This window comes from Ideonella sp. (genome assembly GCF_041914305.1).
In the GTDB taxonomy this organism is placed as follows: domain Bacteria; phylum Pseudomonadota; class Gammaproteobacteria; order Burkholderiales; family Burkholderiaceae_C; genus Ideonella.
Genome location: NZ_JAYSDQ010000002.1, coordinates 331016 through 354786, shown reverse-complemented (window position 1 = coordinate 354786; position 23771 = coordinate 331016). Strand labels below are relative to the sequence as shown.

Below are 23771 nucleotides of genomic sequence, written 5' to 3'. Positions count from 1 at the left end.
ATGATCCACGAATTGAAGAGCGAGGCTCACGTTATGACCTTGGCTTACGCATCAACCCACGATCGTCGCCGCGGGCGGGAGGCGGGTTTCACCCTCATCGAGGTGATGATCGTGGTGGCCATCATCGGCATCCTGGCTGCGATTGCCTACCCGTCCTACACGAAGCAGGTGCAGCGCGGCAAACGCAGTGATGCGGCGACCGTCCTGCAGGAGGCGGCGCAGTTTATGCAGCGCTACTACAACGCTAACAACACGTTCGGTGCCTCGGATACGGTGGCACAGAGCGCACTCCATGGAGCCGGGCTGGACCAAGCGCCCAAGAATGCCGATACGGCCAGCTACGCGATCAGAATCGAAGTCACCGACTCAGGGCGTGGCTACAAATTGACCGCTACGCCTGCACGTACAGACAGCGACTGCGGCAACCTCACGTTGACCCACAGGGGCGAAAAGGGTGTTTCCGCAGGTACCGTCCCTGAATGCTGGAAGTGACCAACTGCAGGCCGTCCTGTCGATGAACAAACGGCTGCCAAGGGCAGCCGTTTTCTATTCAGATTTCCTTGATCAACCTGCTGAACTCATCCACATCCTCAAAGCTCCGATAGACCGAAGCAAAGCGGACGTAGGCGACCTTGTCCAGGCGCTTGAGCTCTCGCATGACCAACTCGCCGATGCGGGTGGATGGCACTTCGCGCAATCCGCTGGCGAGGAGCTTGTCCTGGATGCGTTCGATGGCCGCATCGACCTGCTCAATGCTGACCTGGCGCTTGCGCAGCGCCAGGGTCATGGAGGCGCGCAGCTTGGCCGGGTCGAACTCGACCCGGGCGCCGCTGCGCTTGACGATCGCCGGGAGGGCGATTTCGGCGCGTTCGTAGGTGGTGAAGCGCTTGTCGCACTTGGTGCACTTGCGCCGCCGCCGTACCACATCGCCTTCATCGGATTCCCGGGTCTCGACGACCTGGGTTTCGACGTGGGAGCAGTAGGGGCAGCGCATGGCAGCAGTGCTGGGGCGGTGACGCTAGGCTTGACCGTGCGCAGCCGTGATCAACGGTAGACCGGGAAGTCGCGCGTCAGCGCGGCGACCTTCTCGCGCACGCGAGCGATGTTCGCTTCGTCGTGCGGGTTGTCCAGCACGTCGGCGATCAGGTTAGCGGTGGCGCGCGCTTGCTCTTCCTTGAAGCCGCGCGTGGTCATCGCCGGGCTGCCCAGGCGGATGCCGCTGGTCACCATCGGCTTCTGCGGGTCGTTCGGGATGCCGTTCTTGTTGCAGGTCATGTGCGCGGCACCCAGGATGGCCTCGGCTTCCTTGCCGGTCAGGTTCTTTGGGCGCAGGTCAACCAGCATCACGTGGCTTTCGGTGCGACCACTGACGATGCGCAGGCCTCGCTCGGTCAGAGTGTCGGCCAGCACCTCGGCGTTGGCCAGCACTTGCTGCTGATAGACCTTGAAGTCGGGGCCGAGGGCCTCCTTGAAAGCCACCGCCTTGCCGGCGATCACGTGCATCAACGGGCCACCCTGGATGCCCGGGAAGATGGCGCTGTTGATCTTCTTGGCGATCGCCTCATCGTTCATCAGCACGATGCCACCACGCGGGCCGCGCAGGCTCTTGTGGGTGGTCGAGGTCACCACGTCGGCGTGCGGTACCGGGTTCGGGTAGACGCCGGCGGCGATCAGGCCCGCGTAGTGGGCCATGTCGACCATGAAATAGGCGCCGATGGCCTTGGCCACCTTGGCGAAGCGCTCGAAGTCGATGCGCAGGCTGTAGGCCGAGGCGCCGGCGATGATCAGCTTCGGCTTGTGCTCGTGGGCCAGGCGCTCCATCGCGTCGTAGTCGATGGCCTCGTTGGCGTCCAGGCCGTAGCTGACGACGTTGAACCACTTGCCGCTCATGTTGAGCGCCATGCCGTGGGTCAGGTGGCCGCCTTCGGCCAGGCTCATGCCCATGATCGTGTCGCCGGGCTGCAGCAGGCCGAAGAAGACGGCCTGGTTGGCTTGTGAGCCCGAGTTGGCCTGCACGTTGGCGAACTGGGCGCCGTAGAGCTGCTTCAGGCGATCGATGGCCAGTTGCTCGACGACGTCGACATACTCGCAGCCGCCGTAGTAGCGCTTGTCGGGGTAGCCCTCGGCGTATTTGTTGGTCAGCTGCGAACCTTGCGCGGCCATCACGGCCGGCGAGGTGTAGTTTTCCGAGGCGATGAGCTCGATGTGCTCTTCTTGCCGGCGGTTCTCGGCCTGGATGGCGGCCCAAATATCGGGGTCGACGTTGGCGATCGTCGATTGCGAGCGGTCGAACATGGGAGGCTTCCTTCAAGTCGGGGCGGTTGCACCTGCGCAGGCTGTTTCGGTATGACGAAACAAACCAGAGGCTGCCCAGGCGAACGGCTGTTCAAGGCGGCAGTGTGCCGCCCCGCGCTTCCCGGTGGTGATCCACCTCGTGGGGACCACCAGAGCCGAGGGTTCGGTCGGCGGCGCCACTATCGCCAGTTGCGCGTCGAAGCTAGTGTATCCCGCGAAGGGGCGTGACTTGCGGCACTTGGCGAGCGTCGTGCACCATCAGCGGGCGAGCGCCACCTGCTCGTGTTCGGAAGGCTTCGTTTCCGCGGGGGGCGTTTCAGCGCGATTGGCGGCGGCTGCAGAGGCTGCCCCGGCGCTCGGTGCGGTGGCCGCCACGGCCGGCGTCAGAACGGTTGGCACCGTCACCGGCACCTGCTGGCCGGCGGCCACGCGAACCAGATGACGCTGCTCGGCCAGCACCTTTGCGGCGTAGCCTCCGTCGTCTTCCATGTTGCCGCTGCCCACATAGAACTTCAGCCCCGCTTCCAGGCTGCCGGCGCGCGCGATGCACTCCTTCAGCACCTGCACGCCCACGCGCAGGTTGGTCACGGGGTCGAACGCGGTCAGGGCGCCGCCGAAGGCTTCGTACTTCTGATTGTGAATCCGGGTCATCACCTGCATCAGGCCCTGTGCACCGACGGGGCTCTGGGCAAACGGGTTGAAGCTGGATTCGATCGCGACGATGGCCAGGATCAGTGTCGGGTCCAGGCTCGCGCGCTGGCCCACTTGCCAGGCCTCTTGCACCAGCCGGGCCACGGGCTCGGGTGCCACGCGGTAGCGGCGCGACAGCCACGTGGCCACGGCGGCCTGCTGGCGGTTCAGCCCGGCGGGGTCGGCGGCCAGGGCCTTCGCCAGCGCGGCGCTGTCGGCGTCGTCCGGCTCGGCCACATAGCCGACCAGGTCTTCGGCGCGGGCGCTGTGGCGCTGTTGCAGCCAGTCCAAGGCTTGCTGTTCGACACTGGCGCGCAGGTCGGCGCGACCGGCGGCGAACACGCTCAGTGCGACGACCAGCAGGCCGACCAAAGCGAGCATGTTGTGGCTGACTTCCAGCAGGCCGTTGCCGACGTCGCGCAGAAAGACGCTGCTCGCTCGACGGGTGGCCTGGGTCATGCGCAGCCACCACTGGGGCTCGTTCATGTCCATCCTTCCTCTCTCCACCAGGCTGGCGGCACGGCGGGCAAAGGCCCGGCCCCGTGCCGAGGGGCTGGTGATAATCGGCTGCCACCTCGCAAAGGTGCGCTGCAAGGCAGGCGCGCCGGCGGCAGGGCGGGTGTTTACCTTGACTCGCGCCCCAACGGGTGGCGCGGGTAAACCCTGGTTACGGTTGTTGCGGCGAATTTTAGGAAGCCGACAAATAACCAGTCAAGCATATGAAGTCTACGTCTAATTACTTTTCGGTATGAAATACAGGGACTTGCGAGGCTTCATGGACGGCCTGGAGGGCCTCGGCGAGCTGCGCCGCGTGGTCGATCCGGTGTCCCCTCGGCTCGAAATGACGGCCTTGTCAGACCAGGTGCTGCGGGCTGGCGGCCCAGCATTGCTGCTGCAAAACGTGCCGGGATTCAACATGCCGGCCTTGGTCAACCTGTTTGGCACGCCACGCCGGGTGGCCTTGGGAATGGGGGCCGAGGATGTCGCCGAATTGCGTGACGTCGGCCGGCTGCTGGCCGCGCTGAAAGAGCCGGAACCCCCTAATTCGTTGAGGGAGGTCGGCAAACTTTGGGACATGGCGAAGGCGGTTTGGGACATGAAACCGGCCCGCGTCAGCGCCCCGCCTTGTCAGGAAGTGGTCATCGACGGGCCGGATGTCGACCTTGGCCGCTGGCCGATCCAGTTCTGCTGGCCGGGCGATGCCGGGCCGTTGATCACCTGGGGCCTGGTCATCACCCGGGGCCCCCGCCAAGTGCGGCGGCCTCGTTTGAGGCAGAACCTGGGCATCTACCGGCAGCAGGTGATCGGGCGGCGCCAGGTCATCATGCGGTGGCTGGCCCACCGCGGCGGGGCGCTCGACTTTCGCGACTTCGCCCGCGTCAACCCGGGGCAGCCGTTTCCCATCGCGGTGGCGCTGGGGGCAGACCCGGCGACGACGCTGGGTGCCGTCACGCCGGTGCCCGACAGCTTGTCCGAGTACCAGTTCGCCGGCTTGCTGCGTGGTGGCCGCACCGAGTTGGCCGACAGCTCGGTCGGCGAGGGTGATCTGAAACTGCAGGTGCCGGCGCGGGCTGAGCTGGTGCTCGAAGGGCACATCCCGCCGGCACCCGCCGGCTACGAGGGCCACAGCGAGCTGGGCGTGCCGCTGCGCGAGGTCAACGGCTACCTGCACGCGCTCGAAGGCCCGTTCGGTGACCACACTGGCTACTACAACGAGCAGGACTGGTTCCCGGTGTTCGAGCTGAGCCGGCTCACGCACCGGCGCGATCCGATCTATCACTCCACCTACACCGGCAAGCCGCCCGACGAGCCGGCGGTGCTGGGGGTCGCGCTGAACGAGGTCTTCGTTCCGATTCTGCAGAAGCAGTTTGCCGAGATCACCGATTTCTACCTGCCGCCCGAAGGCTGCAGCTACCGTCTGGCGGTGATCTCGATCAAGAAGAGCTACCCCGGCCACGCTAAGCGCTTGATGTTCGGGCTGTGGAGCTTTCTGCGCCAGTTCATGTACACCAAGTTCATCATCGTCACCGACGACGACGTGAACATCCGCGACTGGAAGGAAGTGATCTGGGCCATCACCACCCGGATGGACCCGGTCCGCGACACGACGCTGGTCGGCGAGACGCCGATCGACTACCTCGACTTCGCGTCGCCCGTCAGTGGCCTGGGCGGCAAGATGGGCCTGGATGCGACCAACAAATGGCCGGGCGAAACGAACCGCGAGTGGGGCCGCACGATCACGATGGACGCTGCGGTGCAAGCGCGCATGGCCGGCCTCGTCGAGGCGCTGTTGAAGCGGTGATCGAGACGGCCGGGTGCACGGCGTACAGCCCCACTGGATGAGCGTGTAAAGATGCTTGCCCCGCTCACGAGGCTGTCGCACACTGGCTCCGCCTCTTCGAGGCAATACCCTGTAAGCGCAATTCCCGCGCCTACGGAGCCCCGGCCCACTTCCCTGCCGGAGCCCCACTGAGTGGCATCGCCACTCACAGGCCCCTCCGCCCGAAAGGGTCAGGAGGGGCTTCGTCATTGGGGCGTTTGTTTCACGTGTACACGCAGCGCTCGGCCACAATCATGGGCACCTGAATCTCGCCTGCGTGCGCTGCCGATGCCTCTGTTGCCGACGCCCCCTTTGATGCAGATGGCCACCTCGACGCGCGGCCGGCGTTGGCTGCTGGGCTCGGCAGCGGCGCTCGCCTCGCTGATGCTGCTGGCGTGGCTGGTGTTGCCGCTTTGGCTGCGCGGCTTTGCGCAAGACCAAGCCTCGACCGCGCTGGGGCGCACCGTGACCATCGAGGCGCTGCAGGTCAATCCATTGACGTTGACGATCGGCGTCGACGGCCTGGTTGTCGCAGGGCCCGCGGGCGCTGCCGACAAGCCATTGCTGCGCCTGGCCCACGGCGAAGTGAACGCGCAGTTGATCAGCCTGTGGCGCCGCGCGCCGGTGGTGGGGGCCATCGAGCTGCAGTCGCCCGAGCTCAACGTCGCGCGGCTGGCCGATGGTCGCTACGACATCGACGATCTGCTGACCCGCTTCAACCAGCCTTCGGTCGCAGGGCAAGAGCCGCAGCGATTCGCCTTGTACAACCTGCGCGTCACCGGTGGCCGCATCCGCTTCGACGATCGGCCGAAGGCGCGGGTGCACGACATCACGCACATCGAGTTGGGCGTGCCGTTCCTGTCCAACCTCGACGATGCGGTCGAAGTCAAGGTCGAGCCGCACCTGTCGTTCCAGGCCGATGACACCCGCTTCGACACCGGCGCACAGGCCACGCTCTTCACGCCCGAGCGGGCCGGTGTGCTGACGCTGAAGACGGGTGACATCGACCTGAGCGATTGGCTACCCTATCTGCCGGCCGACCTGTCGGTGCGCCCGGTGTCGGGGGCGGTGGCATTGGACCTGACGCTCGAGTTCAAGGCACCGGTGCAGGGCAACGCCCACATCGCGATTCGCGGCGGCGTGCGAGCCCGGTCCATTCGGCTCGAAGACGCGTCTCGTGCGCCGTTGGCCGAGTTGGGCACGCTCGCGTTGCAGATCGTCGACCTGCAGCCGTTGCGCCACCGCGTGTCGCTGGGCACGGTGGCGGCCGACGGGTTGGTGCTGCATGCCGCGCGTGATGCGCAAGGGCGGCTCAACCTGCCATCGTCCGGCGCGGCGCCGGCGAATGCCCCGCCCGGCGGGGCCACGCCGTGGCAGCTGGCTCTGGCCAAATTGGCGGTCACTGACACGAAGATTCAATGGCATGACGAAGCTGTTCAACCGCCGGTGCAGTGGTCGACCGAGGCGCTGCAACTGCAGCTGGACAACCTACGCTGGCCGCTCGAGGGCGGGGCCGCCCCCGCACGCCTGAGCGCCAGTGCCCATCTGGCCAACAGCGCCGCGCCGCCCTCGGCCGCCGCGTCGGCCCCCGAATGGCGGCTGGAAGGGGACTGGACGGCTGCAGGTGGCCAGCTCCGGGCCCGCGGCAGCGAGTGGGCGCTGGCCTGGGCGGCGCCATACACCGCCAAATTGCTGAAGCCACGTCTGGCGGGCAGCCTGGCGTTCGATGCCACGGCCAAGTGGCAGGGCGAGCCGGGCGCGCAGGCGCCAGAGATTCAAGTGGCCGACTTGCAGGTCGACGACTTTGCCGCGGCCGAGCCGGGCGACAAGCAACCTTCGGCCGCGTGGAAACAGCTGCACCTCACCGACCTGCAGATCAACCTGGCGCAGCGCAGTGCAACCCTGGGTCGCCTGGCCTGGGACCAGCCGGCGCTGCGCGCTCGGCGCAGTGCTGCCGGCGAGATCGACCTGGCACAGTGGTGGATCGCGCCCCCGTCGGTTGCCGCCAACGATTCGCCTGCTTCTGCGGCCTGGCAGGTGCGCCTGCAAGAGGCCGCGGTCGATGGTGGCCGGCTCAGCTGGCGCGACGCGGCCCTGCAAGGCGCCGAGCCGGTGGCGCTGGACCTGCAGCGCCTGAAGCTCAGCGCCCAGGCGGTGCAATGGCCGGCGGCGGCTGGCGCCACCTCGCGCTGGCAACTCAGCGCCCAGGTGCCCGGCGCCGGCAACACGCCCGCGGGCTCGCTCAGCTTTCAAGGCGACATAGGCTTGGCGCCGCTGGCCTGGCGTGGCACGGCCAAGCTCACGCGTGTCCCGCTGCAGGCCGTGGCGGCTTACGCCGCGGCGTCGCTGCCGGTTGCGGTGGGCCGAGCGGACCTGGGTTGGGCGGGTCAGGTGTCAGGCGGGTGGGCCGCCGAAGGCCTGAGCCTGGCGCTGAAAGGGGAGGGTCGGTTGACCGACCTGCGGCTCTACCCGCGCGGCGCGGCCGGCGTGGGGGCGGACGAGCTGCTCAGCTGGCAATCGATGGAGCTGCCCGGCGTGCAGGTGGCCCTGAGCCCCGGCAAGCGGCCGCGTGTCGAGGTGGGCGAGGCCCAGCTGAACGATTTCTACGCCCAGTTGATGGTCAACGAGGCGGGGCACTTCAACCTGGCCGACCTGAATGCGGCGCCGGCCGACGCCGCGCCGCCAGCGCCCGCGGCATCGGCCGCCTCTGCCGTTGCTGCGCCCAGTGGCGAGTTCCCGCTCGACCTGGTGGTCGGCGGCGTTCAGTTGAAAAACGGCAAGGTCGATTTCTCGGACCACTTCGTGCGGCCCAACTACAGCGCCGCGTTGTCCGAGCTGAACGGCCGGCTCGGCGGGTTTCGCAGTGGCAGCCGCGACATGGCCACGCTGGACCTGCGCGGCCGCGTGGCCGGCACGGCGCAACTGGAGGTGCGCGGCGCGCTGAACCCAACGGCCCGCCCGCTGGCGCTCGATGTCCAGGCTCGCGCCAGCGACCTGGAGCTGGCGCCGCTGTCGCCCTATGCCGCCAAATACGCCGGTTATGCGATCGAGCGCGGCAAGCTGACGATGGACGTCAGCTACCGCATCGGTGCCGATGGCCGTCTCGATGCCTCGAACCAGATCGTGCTGAACCAGCTCACCTTTGGCGAGCGCGTTGAGAGCCCCGATGCCACCAAGCTGCCGGTCTTGCTGGCCGTGGCCTTGTTGAAAGACCGCGACGGCGTGATCGACCTGAACCTGCCGATCGGCGGCTCGCTGAACGACCCCGAGTTCAGCGTCGGTGGCGTGGTGCTGAAGCTGATCGTCAACCTGCTGGCCAAGGCATTGACCGCGCCGTTTGCGCTGTTGGCGGGTGGCGGCAGCGACGACCTCAGCGTGGTTGAGTTCAAGCCCGGCAGCGTGCAGTTGGCCGACAACGCGGCCCCTGTTCTCGACAAGGTGGCCAAGGCGCTGACCGATCGGCCGGCCTTGCGCCTGACGGTCACGGCCTCGGCCGACCTGCAGGCCGAGCGTGAGGCCATGCAGGCCCAGTGGCTCGACGAGCGGCTGGTGGCCGAGCTGCGCAAGGACAAGCTGCGCGCCGGCGAAACGCCCGAGGCGCCCGGCACCGCCGCCGTCGTGGCGTTGGCGCCCGAAGAGCGCGCCCGCCTGGTGCGCCGCCTGTACGGCGAAGCCAAGCTGCCGAACAAGCCGCGCAACGTGGTCGGGCTGGCCAAGGACATCCCGGTCGCGGAGATGGAAGCCCTGCTGCGCGCGTCGCACGCCGTCAGCGCAGACAATGCGCGCGAGCTGGCCCTGCAGCGTGGCTTGGCGGTGCGCGACGCGCTGATCGCCAAAGGCCTACCCGGCGAGCGGCTGTTCCTGGCCGCGCCGAAGCTGCAGCCCGCCGGTGAGGCAGAAGCACACTGGACGCCACGCGTGCAGCTGGGCCTGGGAACGCATTGACGCCGCGCTGGCCGTAAGGTTCTAACTCACGTCGCCGACAGACTTGGCAACCAAGGAAACGCGAGCATGAGCAAGACAGAAACGATCACCCTGGCCGGCGGCTGCTTCTGGTGCCTGGAGGCGGTCTACGAGCAGGTACGCGGCGTGGTCGCCGTCGAGTCGGGCTACAGCAACGGGCAGGTGCTGAACCCGAGCTACGAGCAGGTCTGCGGCGGCGAGACCGGCCACGCCGAGGTCGTGAAGATCGAGTTCGACCCGGCGGTGGTGAGCCTGCGCGAGCTGCTGGAGGTGTTCTTCAGCATCCATGACCCGACGACACGCAACCGCCAGGGCAACGACGTGGGGCCGCAGTACCGCTCGGGCATCTACACCCACGACGAGGCCCAGGCCGCCGTCGCACGCGAGGTGCTGGCCGAAGTCAATGCCGCCACCGGCAACCGCGCGGTCACCGAGCTGGAGCCGGTGGCCAACTACTGGCGGGCCGAGGCCTACCACCAGCACTACTTCGTCCAGCACCCTGGCCAGGGCTACTGTGCGTTCGTGGTGGCGCCCAAGGTCGAGAAGTTTCGCCACAGCTTCACCCGGCTGATGAAGCCGGCGTAGAGCGCTTGGGCGCTTGGGCGCCTGGGCGCGTCGGCGCCAGGCGCCGTGCGGTCCTGGCGCAAACCCTGGCAACAGGGGCCGGGTGCGGTGCCGGGGGCGGCAGCCTCGCCGCTACACTGTGTTCAGGGTGCTACTCCCACCACGAACCGGCTGCCGCTGTTCATGATCGAAGCCCCACCGGCCCTTGAACCAGACGCGCAAGCGCTGCTGTGCGCCGCTGGTCGCCTGGGCCGGCTCTGGCAAGACACCGCCACCGATGCCGAAGGCTGGGACGACGCCACCTTCCGCATGCTCGGGATGGACCCGGCGCAGGGCGTGCCCGCTGGCGGCTTGCTCGGCCGGCTGCACCCGCAAGATGCCAAGCGCGTGCGCGAGGCGTGGCCGGGCCTGGCGCGGCCTGCCGAGGGCGGCGCAGCGCCTGCCGCCTTGCGCTGCCGCGTGCTGCGCAACGACGGCGCGGTGCGCCACCTTCAGCTGCTGAGCGCGACGCCGGCCGCCAGCCAGGCGGCGGCAACGCTGCGCTGGACGCTCGTCATCGACGACACCGACGCGGTCGACACCTACAGCGCACAGTGGGAAGACGAAAGCGTGATCGGCCGCGCCTTGACGATGGCCGGCATCTCGCTGTGGCACATCGACCTGGCGGCGCAGCGTGTGTTCTACAACCAGCAGGGCTTTCGCATCCTCGGCGCCGACCGGCACCCCGAGGGCGTGCGCCTGGCCGATGTGCGCGCCGCGATCCACCCCGAAGACCGCGGCCTGATCGAGCGCGCGGCCGAAGAGGCGATGGGCACCGACCGGCTGGTCGAGGCGGTGGCGCGCTACCGCGATTCGACCGGCGAATACAAGCACCTGCTGACCCGCCGCTACCGCATGCGCGACGAGCTCGGCCGCACGGTCGCGCTGCGCGGCATGTCGCTCGACGTGAGCGAGCTGGTGCGCGAGCGCGAGCGGTCGCTGTCGTTGCTCGAGCGCATGCAGATGGTGGCCGAGACGATCGGCGTCGGCTTCTGGTGGCGCGACCTCGATGCAGGCATCTTCGAGTGGGACGAGCAGATGTACCGCATGCACCACCGCCAGCCGGCAGAGGGCCCGCCGAGCCTGGACGAGTGGATCAGCCGCCACGTGCACCCGGCTGACCGCGGCTGGATGGCGGCGCGCCAGGAGGTGCACTACCACCAGTGGACGCCGGCGTCGGACGTGACCTTCCGCACCCTCGCGCCGGACGGCAGCGAGCGCTGGATCCAGTCGTGGACGCGCCGTTTGATGCGCCATGGCCACCGTGTCTCGCTCGGCATCCACGTCGACATCACCGAGCGCCGGCGCGCCGAGCAACGCTCGGAGCTCGAGCGCCAGCGCGACCAGTTCGCGATCGAGGCGGCCGGCATCGGCGTGTGGGAGCGGCGCGCCCCCGATGGCATGCCCGTCTACTGGAGCCCGACGATGTACCGGCTGCGCGGCCTCGATGCCGACGACCCGCGGCCGCTGCAGGACATCGTCGACGCGACGATGCGACCGGACGACGACGCCGAGGCCCTGCGGCGGCTGAAGCAGTGCATTGCCACCGGCGAGCGGCTCACGTTCGAGTTCGAGGTGACCTGGCCCGATGGCACGCGGCGCTGGCTGGCATCCAACGGGCGCGCGGTGCGCGACTCGAACGGCAACGCCGTCGCGGTGGCCGGCATCAACGTCGACATCACCGAGCGCCGGCGCGTCGAGCAACTGGCCCGCGAGCGCGACCGGGCGCAGCAGGCCAGCGCCGCCAAGTCCGAGCTGATGGCCCGCGTGAGCCACGAGCTGCGCACGCCGATGAACGCGGTGCTGGGCTTTGCCGACCTGATGGCGCACGACGCCGCGCTGCCCGAGGCGCAGGCCGAGCGGCTGGGCCACATCCGGGCCGCCGGCACGCACCTGCTGGGCCTGATCGACGACCTGCTGGAGCTGTCGCGCGCCGACCAGGGCGGCCGCGTGGTGGACGTTCAGGCGGTGCCGCTGGCCGATGTGCTGCAAGACGCCTTGCCCTGGGTCGCCACGCTGGCCGCCGATGCCGGCGTCGAGGTCGTGGCCGATGCGGTGGCGGCCGATGCCGCGGTGCTGGCCGACCGGCGCCGGCTGGGTCAGGTGCTGATCAACCTGCTGACCAACGGCATCAAGTACAACCAGCCGGGCGGCCGTGTCTGGCTCGACCTGCGGCCCACGGTGATGGCCGAGCAGCCCGCCTGGGAGCTGACCGTGCACGACGACGGCCGCGGCCTGTCGCCCGAGCAGCTGCAACGCCTGTTCGAGCCCTTCAACCGCCTCGGGGCCGAGCGCGAGGGCATCCCCGGCACGGGCATTGGCCTGAGCATCGTGCAGCAGCTGGTGACCGGGATGGGCGGCGAGTTGTCGGTCGACAGCCGGCTGGGTGAAGGCAGCCGGTTCAGCGTGCGCTTGCCAGCGCCTGGCGCGCAGCAGGGCGCTGACGCGGCCACGGCCCAGGCGCCGGGCGAGATGGTCGAACCCACGGCACCGCCCGCCGCGGCTGCACCCGCCGTGGCAGACACCGCCGCGCCGACGTTGCGCGTGCTCTACATCGAAGACAACCCGGTCAACGAGATGCTGGTGCGCGAGATGCTGAGCCTGCGGCCCGGCATCGTGCTCGACAGCGCGCCCGATGGCGGCAGCGGCATCCACCAGGCCCTGGCCAGCGTGCCGGACCTGATCCTGCTCGATCTGCAGTTGCCCGACATGAACGGCATCGACGTGATGAAACGCCTGCGCCCCGAGCCGGCGCTGTCGGCCTGCCGCTTCGTGGCGCTGTCGGCCAATGCGATGCCCGAAGACGTGTCCCAGGCGCTGGCGGCGGGTTTCAACGAGTACTGGACCAAGCCGCTGAACCTGCAGCAGTTCTTGGCCGACATGGACGCCCTGGCCAAGCGGCTCGGGCGGGGCTGACCCGCGCGCCGGCTACGGCGCCAGCCGCTCGCGCAGCCAGGCCCCGTCGACCAGGCGGTAGCGCAGGCGGTCGTGCAGGCGCGATTTGCGGCCCTGCCAGAACTCCCAGCGGTCGGGCTGCAGGCGGTAGCCGCCCCAATGCGGTGGCCGCGCCGGGTTCAAGCCATGTTGCACGGCGGCCTTGGCCGCATTGGCCACCAGCACTGCACGCGAGCCGATCACCTGGCTTTGCGGCGAGGCCCAGGCGCCCAGGCGAGAGTCGAGCGGGCGTGAGCGGTAGTAGGCGTCCGACTCCTGCTCGCTGACCTTGTCGACCCGGCCTTCGATGCGCACCACCCGCTCCAGCTCGACCCAGTGGAACTGCAGCGCCGCGAAAGCGTTGCCGGCCAGCTCGTGGCCCTTGCGGCTTTCGTAGTTGGTGTACCAGACGATGCCCTGCGCATCGAAGCCCTTGATCAGCACGATGCGGGTCGACGGCCGGCCATCGGCGCCCACGGTGGCCAAGGTCATCGCATTGGGCTCGGGGATTTTGGCGGTGATGGCTTCATTCAGCCAGTGGGAAAACTGCTGCCAGGGCTCGGCGGCCGAAGCCGATTCGTCGAGCTCGGCGCGTTCATAGCTTTTTCTCAGCGCGGCCAGATCATCCATGCAGCGCAGTGTAGGGGCTAGGCCTTAGGTGATCGTCCCACTGGAACCTGCGACCCATCGCTCCCATCCTAGGGTCACCACAACAACTTGCGTTTGGGCGAAGCCGACAGGGGCTTCGAGGGGACGGTCCAACAGAATGAAGACGCCACCCACCATCATCGTGCTGGGCGCCGGGCGGGGCAGCCGCTACACCGGCCCACGGCACAAACTGGCCGAACCGCTGGGCCTCGGGCAGGGCCATGCGGACGGCGACAGCGTGCTGGGCCGCACCGTGCGCAACGCGCTGGCCAGCGGCCTGCCGGTGCTCGTGGTCACGACCGCGCGCTTTGCCGACGAAGTGGCCGACCTGGTCGCCAAGCGCGACATCGTGGTGCTGGGCGAAAACGGCGGCGCTGCACCGGGCGGCATGGGCGATTCGATCGCCGCCGGCGTCGCGGCCCGGCCGGGCGCGGGCGGCTGGCTGGTGATGCCGGCCGACATGCCGCTGGTGCGCCCGTCGACGATGGCGGCGGTTGCCGCCGGCCTCGGGCCGCACCCGGTGGCCTACGCCCAATACCAGGGGCGGCGCGGTCACCCGGTGGCGTTTGGCGGCGAGCTGTTCTCCGAGCTGGTGCGCCTGAGCGGCGAAGAGGGTGCGCGGCGCATCCTGGCTCGCTTCCCGGGGCAGGCGGTGGAGGTCGACGACCCCGGCGTGCTGCTCGACATGGACACCGAGGCCGATCTCGCCAGCCTGCGCGCCCACCTGGCCAATACCAACGCGTCGTCCACGAGGCCGTGAGCCGGCTTCAATCGCCGGCCAGCCGCATCAGCCGCTCGACCTCTCGGTCGCGGATGCCGCGGCGGCGAAGTTCCAACGCGGTTTCACGCAAGTAGTCCAGCGTGCTGCCATAGCGGCCCTGTGCATGGGCGAGGATGTGCCGCATCTGCGCGTCCGCCAGCCGGCCGGTGTGCCCCGGGCTGCTGCGGTGCAGGGTAAAGGCCAGCGCGTTGATCGTGCCGCGGGGCGTGCGGCAAGCGAGCCAGCGCGGGTCGTAGACGCCGGTCGGCATCTCGCGCAGCCACAGCTGCCTCAGCTCGGCCTCGGCGCGCTCGAGCGGCACGCGAAACACCGCGCCATGGCACGAGCCGCCGGCCATCAGCGCAAACACCAGCCCCGGCTGGGCCGCCGTGCCGCGGTTGACGCGCGAGCGCATGCGAAACGCCCGGTGCCAACCGTGCACCTGCGCCGGCACTTCGGCGTCGGTTTCGAACTCTCGCCGCCACAGCAGCGAGCCATAACCAAAGATCCACAGCGCCTCGCGGCCGCCCCATTCGTGCAGGGTGCGTTCGAGCAGCGGGGCGGGGTCACGCAGCGTCAGCGCTTCATGGTCCATGCCATCCATGCCGGCGAATCTAGCAGGCTGTCCGCACCCTCGTCACAGGTTTGCATCTTGGTTTGACCATGTAACCAAGTTACCTGATAATCTGTCCATGGGTTACATCCACTGGATTCTCTTCCACCGTCTGCCATGAACACTTTGAACACCGTTCTGGCCCAGGTCACCAACCGCATCCGCGAGCGCAGTGCCAGCGCGCGTGGCGCCTACCTGAAACGGGTCGACGCGCTGCGCCAACGGCCCCGCGGTGCCGACCGCATGGGCTGTGCCAACGTGGCGCACGCTTTCGCCGCGATGCCGGGCGAAGACAAGCTGCGCATCGTCGCCGAGAAGGCGCCGCACATCGGCATCGTCACCGCCTACAACGACATGCTGTCGGCGCACCAGCCGTACGAAGGCTACCCGGCGCAGATCCGCGCGACCGCGCACCGCCTGGGCGCCACCGCGCAGGTCGCCGGCGGTGTGCCGGCGATGTGCGACGGCGTCACGCAGGGCTACGCCGGCATGGAGCTGAGCCTGTTCTCGCGCGACACCATCGCCATGGGCACCGCGATCGCGCTGTCGCACGACGTTTTCGATGCGGCGCTGCTGCTGGGCATCTGCGACAAGATCGTGCCGGGCCTGTTGATCGGCGCACTGCACTTCGGCCACCTGCCTTGTGTGTTCGTGCCGGCCGGGCCGATGGGCTCGGGCCTGTCGAACAACGACAAGGCCAAGGTGCGCGAGCAGGCGGCGCAGGGCTTGGTCGGGCGCAGCGAGCTGCTGCAGGCCGAGCAGGCGGCCTACCACTCGCCGGGCACCTGCACCTTCTACGGCACCGCCAATTCGAACCAGATGCTGCTGGAGGCGATGGGCCTGCATGTGCCCGGCGCCGCCTTCGTGCACCCGCATGCACCGCTGCGCCAGGCCTTGACCGACGAGGCGGTGGCCACCGTGCTGAGCCTGCGCGCCGGCCGGCGTGACCTGCCCATCGGCCACCTGGTCGACGAGCGCAGCATCGTCAACGCGATGGTGGCCTTGCTGGCAACCGGCGGCTCCACCAACCACCTGATCCACTGGGTGGCGGTGGCGCGCGCGGCCGGCATCCTGATCGACTGGAACGACTTCTCCGAGCTGTCTGCGGTGGTGCCACTGCTGGCGCGTGTCTACCCGAACGGCAGTGCCGACGTGAACCAGTTCCAGGCCGCGGGTGGCCCGTCGTTCGTGTTGCGCGAGCTGATGTCGGCCGGGCTGATGCACGCCGACGCAGGCGCCGTCGCCGAAGGTGGGATGGCGCGTTATGCCGACGTGCCGCAGCTCGACGGCGAGCGGGTGCGCTGGGCCAAGCTGCCGGCCGACAGCGGTGACGCCGCGGTGCTGCGCACCGCCGCCGATCCCTTCTCGCCGACTGGCGGCCTGGCGCTGCTGCAAGGCAACCTCGGCCGTGCGGTGATCAAGGTCTCGGCGGTGCCGGACGATCGCCACATCATCGAGGCCCCGGCTCGCGTCTTCGACAGCCAGGAAGACCTGCACGCCGCCTTCAAGGCCGGTGAGCTCGACCGAGACGTCGTCGTCGTCGTGCGCTTCCAGGGCCCGCACGCGAACGGCATGCCCGAGCTGCACAAGCTGACGCCGCCGCTGGCGGTGTTGCAGGGCAAGGGCTTCCGCGTGGCGCTGGTCACCGATGGCCGCATGAGCGGTGCGTCGGGCAAGGTGCCGGCAGCGATCCATGTCAGCCCCGAAGCGCTCGCCGGCGGGCCGCTGGGCAAGGTGCGCGACGGTGATCTGATCCGCCTCGACGCGACCACCGGCAGCCTGGCCGCACTGGTGCCGGCCGAAGAATGGGCCGCCCGCACCCCCGCCAAGCGCAGCGAGGCGATGGCCGACGAACACGCCCATGGCCTGGGCCGCGAGTTGTTTGCCGGCATGCGCCGCAATGTCAACAGCGCTGAAGAGGGGGCTTGCACGTGGTTATGAGGCCCCCACGCCCCCTCTGGGGGCTGCCCCCCAGGGGGGCTCGCGCAGCGGACCGGCAGAGCCGGATCCGCGCACGCCGCTTGAAGGGCGGCGGCTCCTGCGGAGCGCCTGAGACGTCAACTTCGGTTCCTGGTCTTGTCTTGGTTTGATTGAACATTGAATATGCTGAACACGCTTGAACTGGCTAACCAGGGGCCGGTCATTCCGGTCATCGTCATCGACCGGCTCGAAGACGCTGTGCCGCTGGCGCGCGCGTTGGTCGAAGGTGGGGTGAAGGTGCTTGAGGTGACCTTGCGCACGCCGGTGGCGCTGGGGGCGATCGAGGCGATGGTGCGTGACGTTCCCGGCGCGATCGTCGGGGCCGGCACCATTCGCTCGGCGGCGGATGCCCGCGCGGCGCGGCAGGCGGGCGCGATCTTCGGCGTCAGCCCGGGCTACACGGCCGAGGTGGGGGCGGCTTGCCGCGAGATCGGCCTGCCGCTGTTGCCTGGCGTGGCGACCGCGAGCGAGGTGATGGCGGCGCAGGCCGATGGCCTGTCGTTCCTGAAATTCTTCCCGGCCACGGCGGCGGGCGGCATCCCGATGCTGAAGGCTCTGGCCGGGCCGTTCCCCGACGTGGCTTTCTGCCCGACCGGCGGTATCACGCTGCAAAGCGCGCCCGAGTTCCTGTCGCTGCCGAAAGTGAAGGTCTGCGGTGGCTCGTGGCTGACACCCGCCGACGCGGTCAAGAGCGGCGACTGGGCCCGGATCACCCGACTGGCGGCAGAAGCCGCTGCATTGCGGCGTTAGGGCCGGGCGTCGCCGGCATGGCCGGCGAGGGTCAGACCGGCACGGTGTAGTTCAGCGCCATGCGGCCACCGTCGATGTGCACGATTTCGCCGGTCATGTAGCGGGCCGCATCGCTGAGCAAGAAGCCCACCACGTCGGCCACTTCTTCGGGCTCGCCCAGCCGCTTCATCGGCGTGCGGCCGAGGATGCGCTGCTTGGCTTCTTCGCTGGTCAACACGGCCTCGCGCGCCAGCGCGGTGGCGATGGTGCCGGGGGCCGCGGCGTTGACGCGGATCTGGTGGTCGGCCAGCGCAAGCGCCATCGCCCGCGTCAGCTGGTTGATGCCGCCCTTGCTGGCGTTGTAGCTGGCGATGCTGGCGATCGCCATCGAGCCGTTGACCGACGACATGTTGACGATCGCGCCACCCTGGCCCTGGCGCACCATTTGCTGCGCGACTGCCTGGCCGACCAGGAAGGCACCTTTGAGGTTGACGTCGATCACGGCGTCCCAGTCGTCTTCGGTGACGTCGAGAAAGTCTGCGGCGCGAAAGATGCCGGCATTGCTGACCAAGCCGTCGACGCGGCCGAAGGCCAGCACCGTGGCGGCCAGGGCGGCATCGACTTCGCTCTTGCGGGCCACGTTGCAGGGCATCGCTTCGGCCTGGCCACCGGCATCGGTCAGGCGCTGCGCCAGCGCTTGCGCGGCGGCGAGGTTCACGTCCCACAGCGCGACTTTGGCGCCTTCGGCAGCGAAGCGCTCGGCACACGCGGCGCCGATGCCTTGCCCACCGCCGGTGATCACGATCACGCGGCCACCGAGGCCGAAGTGGGGGCGGGTCGAAGAGGCGGGGTTCAGCATGGCAGGTGCGCCGTCAATGGCGCTGCGTTGGCGAGGGGGAATCGGTCAGTGTAGCGGCCGGGTTTGGCCTCGCGAAGCCCGGGCGGCTTGCCCCTGCGCCGAAAAGGTCAGCGTTTTTCGCGGTCGAGCCAGACGGCCATGCCTTGTGCATTGAGCTCGATGTCGATCGCGAGGATCTCGTCGATCGCCGAGTCGGCCAGCCTGCAGCCGTGCTCGCGCGCGCTGCGCAGGTAGAGCGCGCGCAGGCCCCGGCACAGCGCGTCGTGGCGTTGCGGGTCGTCTCGAACAGCGCGCCCAAGCGCCACCACGTCGTCCAGCATGCGCAGGAACTGGCGGCCCAGTGACGGCACCTGGTCGAGCCGGCCGTAGTGCGTGAGGTAGACCACCTCGGGTTCGCGGGCCAGCAGGCGGGCCAGTGAGCCGCGCAGCGCGTCGGGCTGGAACTGCACCGGTGTCGACGCGGGAAAGACAAAGGGCTCGCCGGCGGGGTTGTCCAACTCGCGGTACGAGATGCCGAAGGTGTCGCCGGTGAACCAGCCGCGCGAGACCGGGTCCCAGACGCAGTGGTGGTGCAGAGCGTGCCCAGGGGTGTCGATCAATTCCAGCGTGCGCGCGCCGAGCGTGATCGTCATGCCGTCGGTGCTGGTCTGCACGCGCTCGGCGTCGACCCCCACCAACTCGCCATACGAGCGCTCCATCTCGGCCTGGCCGTAAACGGCGAGGGCGCCCTGGTACAACGCGCTCGGGTCGATCATGTGGCGGGCGCCGCGCGGGTGGACCAGCAGCCGGGCGTTCGGCAGCGCCTGCATCAGCGGGCCGACGCCGCCGGCGTGGTCGAGGTGCACATGGGTCGGGATGACCCAGTCGACCGCGCCCAGCGGCAGGCCGAGCGCCTGCAGCGCGCCGAGCAGGCGCGGCAACGCGTGCCGTGTGCCGGTGTCGACAAAGGCCGCACGGCCCTGGTCGACCAACAAATAGGCCGCGTCGAAGCGCGGCCGTTGGAAGCCGGTGTCGATGGCGTAGACGCCATGACCCAGCGCTTGCAGGCTGTCGGGCAGGGGAGCGGCGGGTGAACTCATGGCTGAATCACGCCGCCGCGACTTGCTTACTGCGCGGCCAGCACCGCGTACAGGCGGCCGAGGTCGGCAGCGCCGTCGGTGCCTTGCACGCTGCGCAGCGTCTGTTGGCCCTTCGAGCGGGTCTTGGGGTTTTGCGCCAGGGCTTGGCCCAGACGCAGCTTGGCATCTTCGGGCCGCTTCAAACCGTCTTTGGCGATGCCTTGCTGGATCAGCGCCGCGCCTTGCTCGGCTTGGCCCATGCTCGCCAGCACGGTGCCGACCTGGACCAGGTCGTTGCCGTCCTTGGCCGCGGTGGCCGCAGCGATGTTCTTTTCCAGGTTCGCGCGGACTTCGGCGTCTTGCTTGTTGGCCAGGTCGCGCAGGCGCTTGTGGCGTTCGGCTTCGGCGCCGGTACCGAGGGCGCCCGAGGCAAAGCCCTTGTCGACGATGGCCTTGGCCTCGGCCGGGTAGCCGCCTTGCAGCGACAGCTGGGCCATTTCCATGAAGTCTTCGGTCTTGCTCAGGTTGCCGGTGGCCAGCTTCAGGCGCAGCACGTCGAGCGCGAAGCGGTCGGCAAAGCCGGGCTTGCGGGGCAGGCGGCCGAGCAGGGCGGCCCAGTAATCTTTCTTCGGGTAGTAGGCGACCAGCTTTTCGAGCGTGGCGCTCTGGGCCGCGCTGGCATTGGTGTGCTGGTAGGCATCGGCCAGGCGCAGCAGGTCGTTTTCTTCCGGGCGACGGCCGGCCTGCTCGGCGGCGGACACGGCGGCGGCGGCGTCCTTCGCGATCGCGCCATAGTCACCGCTTTGCGACTGCAGGTAGCTTTGCAACTGCTTCAGTTGCGCGCTGTTGGCACCCAGCTGCTGGGCGCGGCTCGCCCACTGGCTGGCTTTGGCGTTGTCGCGCTGCTGCGAGTAGGCAAAGGCGAGCGACTCGGCCACCTGGGCCTGGTCGGCCCCACTGAGCTTGCCCGAGTTGAAGGCCGATTCGAATGCCTGGATGGCCGTTGCGTTGTCGCCGGCGCGCTGCGCGGCCGAGCCACGCATGCGGTCGATCATCAGCTGTTCCTGGGCGGTCTTGCCACCCACCGCATCGGCTTCTCGCACTTTGGCCAGGGCTTCGCGGGCCTTGCCGGCGCGCAGCAGGTCGCCGGCGGCTTGCAGCGGTTTGCCCACTTCGGGGCGGACGTTCTGGGCGTGGGCCACGGTCAGGCAGCCGGCGGCCACCAGGGCCAAGGTGAGGGCACGCAGGGATTTCATGAGGCGGGTCCGGAAAGGAAAGACAGTCGCAGGTCAAAACGCAAACGGGGACCGAACCGCTGACGGCCGATCCCCGGCGATACGTTTTGAGACGATCAGTTCATGAACTTCTCGTTGCCAACGATACCGATCTTGGTGACACCCAGGCGCTGCGCCTCGGCCATCACCATGGCCACGTACTTGTAGGTGACCAGCTTGTTGGGGTTCAGGTGAACCTCGGGCTGATCCGCCATCTGCGCCGTGCGGTACAGGCGGGCCTGCAGGTCGGCGCGGGTGGGGACCAGTTCGTGATTCCAGGCGATCGTGCCGTCGAAGTCGACGTCGATCTCGATCACTTCCGGCGGTGTCGTCACATTGGGAGGAGAGTTCACCGGCATGTTCATCTTCACCGCGTGCGTCTGCACGGGGATCGTGATGATGAACATGATCAGCAGAACCAACATCACGTCGATCAACGGCGTGGTGTTCATTTCCACCATCATGTCGTCTTCACCGGCGGAGCCAACGCTCATTGCCATGGTGGGGGTCCTTTCAGTTCTTGGCCGGCGGTTCAGTGATGAACCCGACCTTGGCAATGCCCGCGCGCTGGCAGGCCACGATCAGGCGGCCCACCGACTCGTAGCGCACATTCTCGTCACCGCGGATGTGCACTTCGGGTTGGGGTTCCTTGATCGATTCCTTCTTCAGCGCGTCGACGATGGTCTCCATGTCGGCCATCTTCTTGGTGTTCCAGTAGATGTCGCCGTCCTTGGTCACCGCCAGCAGGATGTTCTCCGGCTTGGTCTGTGTGGGGACGTTGATTTCCTTGGGCAGCGTCAGCTGCACCGACTGGGTCACCACGGGAATCGTGATCAGAAAGATGATCAGCAGCACCAGCATCACGTCCACCAGGGGCGTGGTGTTGATGCTGGAATTCATCTGCTCTTCGTCACCGCCATCGGCGGCGCCTACAGTCATGGCCATCTCGAATTCCTTCGCTCATTCGCAACAGGGGCGGCAGATTGCCTGCCGTGCCACCCAGCGGGAAGGGTTTCCCGCTGGGGGCAGCGCCGCCTGAGCGGCGCCGGGCCCCAATCAGCGCTTGCCGGCCAGCAGCACGTTGTGCAGGTCGCCCGAGAAGGCGCGAACACGTTCCATCGCACCCTTGTTGCGGCGGATCAGCCAGTTGTAGCCCATCACCGCGGGCACCGCGACGGCCAGGCCGAAGGCGGTCATGATCAGCGCTTCACCCACCGGGCCAGCGACCTTGTCGATCGAGGCTTGGCCGGAGATACCGATCTGCGTCAGGGCGTGGTAGATACCCCAGACGGTACCGAACAGGCCGACGAACGGCGAGGTGGAACCGACGGTGGCCAGGAAGGCCAGGCCGTCTTGCAGGCGGCTGTTGATGTTGTCGACCGAGCGCTGCACGCTCATGCCGATCCAGGTGTGGCGGTCGATTTGCTCGACCAGGCTGCCTTCGTGGTGGTCAGCGGCCTTCAGACCTTGTTCGGCCATGTAGCGGAAGGCGCTGGCTTCGTCCAGCGTCTCGGCACCCTTCTTGACCGAACCGGCGGTCCAGAAGGTGTCGGCAGCGGCCTTGGCGCTCTTCATCAGCTTCGACTGTTCCCAGATCTTCGTGAAGATGATGTACCAGCTGCCCATCGACATGATGATCATGATGATCAGCGTGCCGCGGGCGACGAAGTCACCTTGCGTCCACAGGGCTTCGAGGCCGTACGGGTTGTCGATCGTTTCCTTCTTCACTTCGGGCGTCACCACGCCGGCCGGGGCGGTGTCGGTGGTGGCGGCAGGTGCCGAAGCGGCTTCTTGAGCCAGTGCGTCAACCGGGGTGATCGCGACGGCGCCCATCAGGGCGATGCAGGCGGCCAGGAAGGGGGCGCGCACGATTTTCATCAAAGACATGTTTCCTCCAGGGGGCAATGGGTCAGTGGCGCAACGTCGTGCCGTTGGTGCAGCGATCTGCGCCTTAGTGAAAAGAAAGAATCGGGGGCGGGGCTAGGCTGGGATCAGTCGAGCTTCCAGACGTACTCGACGTTCGAGAAGGCGCCCACGGGCTTGCCGTTCTCGTCCATGCCGGGTTTGAAACGGCACTGGCTCAGGGCTTCGACGGCCACCTTGTCGAGTTGTCGGTGTTCGCGTGACGAGCCGGACGAACCGGTCACCTCGGCCTTCACCACGTGGCCGGTCTCGTCGATGCTGAAGCGCACGCGGGTGACACCGGTGGCTTCGGCGCGGCGGGCCGCTGCGGGGTACTCGGGCTTTTCGCAATTGGCGAAATCGATGCGGGCGGGGGTGGCCACGCGTGCCGGGGCCGGCGGGGCCGGCGGCGCTGCCGCGACCACGGGGGCCGGGGCGGTGGGCGGCGGAGCGACGGTGGTGGCTGCCACGGTCGGGGCCTGCACTGGCGGTGCTGCCACGTTGACTTCCGGCGGCGGCGCGAAGACCGGCGGCGGAGGCATCTTCGGCGGCGGGGGCGGCAGCTTTTCAGGCTCTGGCGGCGGCGGAGGCTTGACCTCCTCGATGATCTTGGTCTCGACCGGCTTGATCGCCACCTCGACCACTCGACGTGCCAAGCCACTGACTAGCGCATAGCCCAGTAGCACGTGCAGCACGATGACAACGCTGAGTCCGACCGGATGCTTGGTCGGATTGCGCTGCGCTTCTGCGTAGTTCACTCGGTTCCTCCAGTCGCCAAGTTGGGCGCTGTCTTGTCATCAAAACGCAGCCTCGAGGGCCACCGGATCGAAGACTATAGCGCGGAGTTAATCTCGATCGATATAGGCTTCACCCTAATGATTCACGCCTGAAACTGGATGTTCGCCGCATGGAATGTGCCGGTTGGCGGCCGTGACCGAGTGTTGCAAGGCCATAGGCTGGCCACACCGATGCTTTGGTCCGCTCTTGCTCGGCGGCCCGCTCGGCGGTTTCGAAACTGGGGGGAGAAAAGGTACAGCGCGGTTACGGCAGCCCAGAAACGAAAAAGGCCGAAACCGCAGTTTCGACCTCTGTCAGTCAGACGCGGCGGCTGCAGGCTCGGTGGCCGCGTCGCGCGCGTCGTTT

20 protein-coding genes and 1 riboswitch are annotated in these 23771 nt (G+C 68.3%); of the genes, 8 read left to right on the top strand and 12 right to left on the bottom strand.

All coding sequences use genetic code 11. The features are described 5' to 3' along the window. Positions 1 to 492, top strand: coding sequence for a type IV pilin protein (locus ACE3SG_RS04360; protein ID WP_374562785.1), 492 nt, complete (start codon positions 1 to 3; stop codon positions 490 to 492). A gap of 58 nt (positions 493 to 550) precedes the next feature. On the opposite strand, the gene nrdR is transcribed toward ACE3SG_RS04360, so the two are convergent. The 3 genes from nrdR to ACE3SG_RS04345 all read right to left on the bottom strand — a co-directional run bounded on the left by nrdR (position 551) and on the right by ACE3SG_RS04345 (position 3471). Next, positions 551 to 994 carry a transcriptional regulator NrdR gene (gene nrdR / locus ACE3SG_RS04355; RefSeq protein ID WP_374562784.1) on the bottom strand — a complete coding sequence of 148 codons (444 nt, stop codon included), beginning with the start codon at positions 992 to 994 and terminating at the stop codon, positions 551 to 553. A 50-nt stretch (positions 995 to 1044) separates the two neighbouring features. Next, positions 1045 to 2295 (bottom strand): serine hydroxymethyltransferase, encoded by a 1251-nt coding sequence (gene glyA / locus ACE3SG_RS04350; protein WP_374562783.1) that lies wholly within the window; start codon positions 2293 to 2295, stop codon positions 1045 to 1047. Between the two features lie 66 nt (positions 2296 to 2361). Beyond that, a riboswitch (ZMP/ZTP riboswitch) is annotated at positions 2362 to 2498 on the bottom strand. Between the two features lie 55 nt (positions 2499 to 2553). Then, positions 2554 to 3471 (bottom strand): transglycosylase SLT domain-containing protein, encoded by a 918-nt coding sequence (locus tag ACE3SG_RS04345; protein ID WP_374562782.1) that lies wholly within the window; start codon positions 3469 to 3471, stop codon positions 2554 to 2556. A gap of 262 nt (positions 3472 to 3733) precedes the next feature. Between ACE3SG_RS04345 and ACE3SG_RS04340 the strand changes: the two genes are divergently transcribed. The 4 genes from ACE3SG_RS04340 to ACE3SG_RS04325 all read left to right on the top strand — a co-directional run bounded on the left by ACE3SG_RS04340 (position 3734) and on the right by ACE3SG_RS04325 (position 12787). Beyond that, a complete protein-coding gene (locus tag ACE3SG_RS04340; RefSeq protein WP_374562781.1) occupies positions 3734 to 5287 on the top strand; it encodes a UbiD family decarboxylase in 1554 nt (517 codons plus the stop codon). Between the two features lie 333 nt (positions 5288 to 5620). After that, complete coding sequence (locus ACE3SG_RS04335) at positions 5621 to 9250, top strand: DUF748 domain-containing protein (RefSeq protein ID WP_374562780.1); 3630 nt, start codon at positions 5621 to 5623, stop codon at positions 9248 to 9250. A gap of 66 nt (positions 9251 to 9316) precedes the next feature. Next, complete coding sequence (msrA, locus tag ACE3SG_RS04330; protein ID WP_374562779.1) at positions 9317 to 9853, top strand: peptide-methionine (S)-S-oxide reductase MsrA; 537 nt, start codon at positions 9317 to 9319, stop codon at positions 9851 to 9853. Positions 9854 to 10015: 162 nt separating this feature from the next. Further along, entirely contained in the window at positions 10016 to 12787 is a 2772-nt protein-coding gene (locus ACE3SG_RS04325) for a PAS domain-containing protein (RefSeq protein WP_374562778.1), read from the top strand. Positions 12788 to 12799: 12 nt separating this feature from the next. Here the strand turns inward: ACE3SG_RS04325 and pdxH are convergent, their stop codons facing one another. Continuing rightward, complete coding sequence (gene pdxH, locus ACE3SG_RS04320) at positions 12800 to 13435, bottom strand: pyridoxamine 5'-phosphate oxidase (protein ID WP_374562777.1); 636 nt, start codon at positions 13433 to 13435, stop codon at positions 12800 to 12802. Positions 13436 to 13571: 136 nt separating this feature from the next. Here pdxH and ACE3SG_RS04315 point away from each other — a divergent pair, with 136 nt between their 5' ends. After that, positions 13572 to 14213, top strand: a complete 642-nt coding sequence (locus ACE3SG_RS04315) for an NTP transferase domain-containing protein (RefSeq protein WP_374562776.1) — start codon at positions 13572 to 13574, stop codon at positions 14211 to 14213. Between the two features lie 7 nt (positions 14214 to 14220). Here ACE3SG_RS04315 and ACE3SG_RS04310 read toward each other — a convergent pair whose 3' ends face one another. Further along, positions 14221 to 14808, bottom strand: coding sequence for a gamma-glutamylcyclotransferase (locus ACE3SG_RS04310; RefSeq protein WP_374562775.1), 588 nt, complete (start codon positions 14806 to 14808; stop codon positions 14221 to 14223). Between the two features lie 135 nt (positions 14809 to 14943). Between ACE3SG_RS04310 and edd the strand changes: the two genes are divergently transcribed. Together edd and eda are read left to right on the top strand one after the other, a co-directional pair. Next, positions 14944 to 16767, top strand: coding sequence for a phosphogluconate dehydratase (gene edd, locus ACE3SG_RS04305; protein WP_374562774.1), 1824 nt, complete (start codon positions 14944 to 14946; stop codon positions 16765 to 16767). 162 nt (positions 16768 to 16929) lie between these two features. Beyond that, complete coding sequence (eda, locus tag ACE3SG_RS04300) at positions 16930 to 17556, top strand: bifunctional 4-hydroxy-2-oxoglutarate aldolase/2-dehydro-3-deoxy-phosphogluconate aldolase (protein ID WP_374562773.1); 627 nt, start codon at positions 16930 to 16932, stop codon at positions 17554 to 17556. 31 nt (positions 17557 to 17587) lie between these two features. Here eda and ACE3SG_RS04295 read toward each other — a convergent pair whose 3' ends face one another. From ACE3SG_RS04295 to ACE3SG_RS04265, 7 genes are all read right to left on the bottom strand, one after another. Then, positions 17588 to 18394, bottom strand: a complete 807-nt coding sequence (locus tag ACE3SG_RS04295) for an SDR family NAD(P)-dependent oxidoreductase (protein WP_374562772.1) — start codon at positions 18392 to 18394, stop codon at positions 17588 to 17590. A 107-nt stretch (positions 18395 to 18501) separates the two neighbouring features. After that, entirely contained in the window at positions 18502 to 19473 is a 972-nt protein-coding gene (locus ACE3SG_RS04290; RefSeq protein ID WP_374562771.1) for an MBL fold metallo-hydrolase, read from the bottom strand. A gap of 26 nt (positions 19474 to 19499) precedes the next feature. Continuing rightward, on the bottom strand, positions 19500 to 20708 hold the full coding sequence (locus ACE3SG_RS04285; protein ID WP_374562770.1) for a hypothetical protein: 1209 nt from the start codon (positions 20706 to 20708) through the stop codon (positions 19500 to 19502). A gap of 95 nt (positions 20709 to 20803) precedes the next feature. Continuing rightward, positions 20804 to 21226 (bottom strand): ExbD/TolR family protein, encoded by a 423-nt coding sequence (locus tag ACE3SG_RS04280; RefSeq protein ID WP_374562769.1) that lies wholly within the window; start codon positions 21224 to 21226, stop codon positions 20804 to 20806. Positions 21227 to 21239: 13 nt separating this feature from the next. Further along, entirely contained in the window at positions 21240 to 21671 is a 432-nt protein-coding gene (locus ACE3SG_RS04275; RefSeq protein ID WP_374562768.1) for an ExbD/TolR family protein, read from the bottom strand. Positions 21672 to 21782: 111 nt separating this feature from the next. Further along, entirely contained in the window at positions 21783 to 22613 is an 831-nt protein-coding gene (locus ACE3SG_RS04270) for a MotA/TolQ/ExbB proton channel family protein (protein WP_374562767.1), read from the bottom strand. Positions 22614 to 22717: 104 nt separating this feature from the next. Beyond that, a complete protein-coding gene (locus tag ACE3SG_RS04265) occupies positions 22718 to 23386 on the bottom strand; it encodes an energy transducer TonB (RefSeq protein WP_374562765.1) in 669 nt (222 codons plus the stop codon). Positions 23387 to 23771: the final 385 nt, after the last annotated feature.

Excerpts from the sequence above, each read along its gene's own strand:
- pdxH (WP_374562777.1), bottom strand. The coding sequence starts at position 13,435 with ATGGATGATCTGGCCGCGCTGAGAAAAAGCTATGAACGCGCCGAGCTC.
- edd (WP_374562774.1), top strand. The coding sequence starts at position 14,944 with ATGAACACTTTGAACACCGTTCTGGCCCAGGTCACCAACCGCATCCGC.
- ACE3SG_RS04280 (WP_374562769.1), bottom strand. The coding sequence starts at position 21,226 with ATGGCAATGAGCGTTGGCTCCGCCGGTGAAGACGACATGATGGTGGAA.
- ACE3SG_RS04325 (WP_374562778.1), top strand. The coding sequence starts at position 10,016 with ATGATCGAAGCCCCACCGGCCCTTGAACCAGACGCGCAAGCGCTGCTG.
- eda (WP_374562773.1), top strand. The coding sequence starts at position 16,930 with ATGCTGAACACGCTTGAACTGGCTAACCAGGGGCCGGTCATTCCGGTC.
- ACE3SG_RS04270 (WP_374562767.1), bottom strand. The coding sequence starts at position 22,613 with ATGTCTTTGATGAAAATCGTGCGCGCCCCCTTCCTGGCCGCCTGCATC.
- glyA (WP_374562783.1), bottom strand. The coding sequence starts at position 2,295 with ATGTTCGACCGCTCGCAATCGACGATCGCCAACGTCGACCCCGATATT.
- ACE3SG_RS04275 (WP_374562768.1), bottom strand. The coding sequence starts at position 21,671 with ATGGCCATGACTGTAGGCGCCGCCGATGGCGGTGACGAAGAGCAGATG.
- ACE3SG_RS04360 (WP_374562785.1), top strand. The coding sequence starts at position 1 with ATGATCCACGAATTGAAGAGCGAGGCTCACGTTATGACCTTGGCTTAC.
- ACE3SG_RS04315 (WP_374562776.1), top strand. The coding sequence starts at position 13,572 with ATGAAGACGCCACCCACCATCATCGTGCTGGGCGCCGGGCGGGGCAGC.
- ACE3SG_RS04295 (WP_374562772.1), bottom strand. The coding sequence starts at position 18,394 with ATGCTGAACCCCGCCTCTTCGACCCGCCCCCACTTCGGCCTCGGTGGC.
- ACE3SG_RS04285 (WP_374562770.1), bottom strand. The coding sequence starts at position 20,708 with ATGAAATCCCTGCGTGCCCTCACCTTGGCCCTGGTGGCCGCCGGCTGC.
- ACE3SG_RS04345 (WP_374562782.1), bottom strand. The coding sequence starts at position 3,471 with ATGAACGAGCCCCAGTGGTGGCTGCGCATGACCCAGGCCACCCGTCGA.
- nrdR (WP_374562784.1), bottom strand. The coding sequence starts at position 994 with ATGCGCTGCCCCTACTGCTCCCACGTCGAAACCCAGGTCGTCGAGACC.
- ACE3SG_RS04290 (WP_374562771.1), bottom strand. The coding sequence starts at position 19,473 with ATGAGTTCACCCGCCGCTCCCCTGCCCGACAGCCTGCAAGCGCTGGGT.
- msrA (WP_374562779.1), top strand. The coding sequence starts at position 9,317 with ATGAGCAAGACAGAAACGATCACCCTGGCCGGCGGCTGCTTCTGGTGC.
- ACE3SG_RS04335 (WP_374562780.1), top strand. The coding sequence starts at position 5,621 with ATGCAGATGGCCACCTCGACGCGCGGCCGGCGTTGGCTGCTGGGCTCG.
- ACE3SG_RS04310 (WP_374562775.1), bottom strand. The coding sequence starts at position 14,808 with ATGGACCATGAAGCGCTGACGCTGCGTGACCCCGCCCCGCTGCTCGAA.
- ACE3SG_RS04340 (WP_374562781.1), top strand. The coding sequence starts at position 3,734 with ATGAAATACAGGGACTTGCGAGGCTTCATGGACGGCCTGGAGGGCCTC.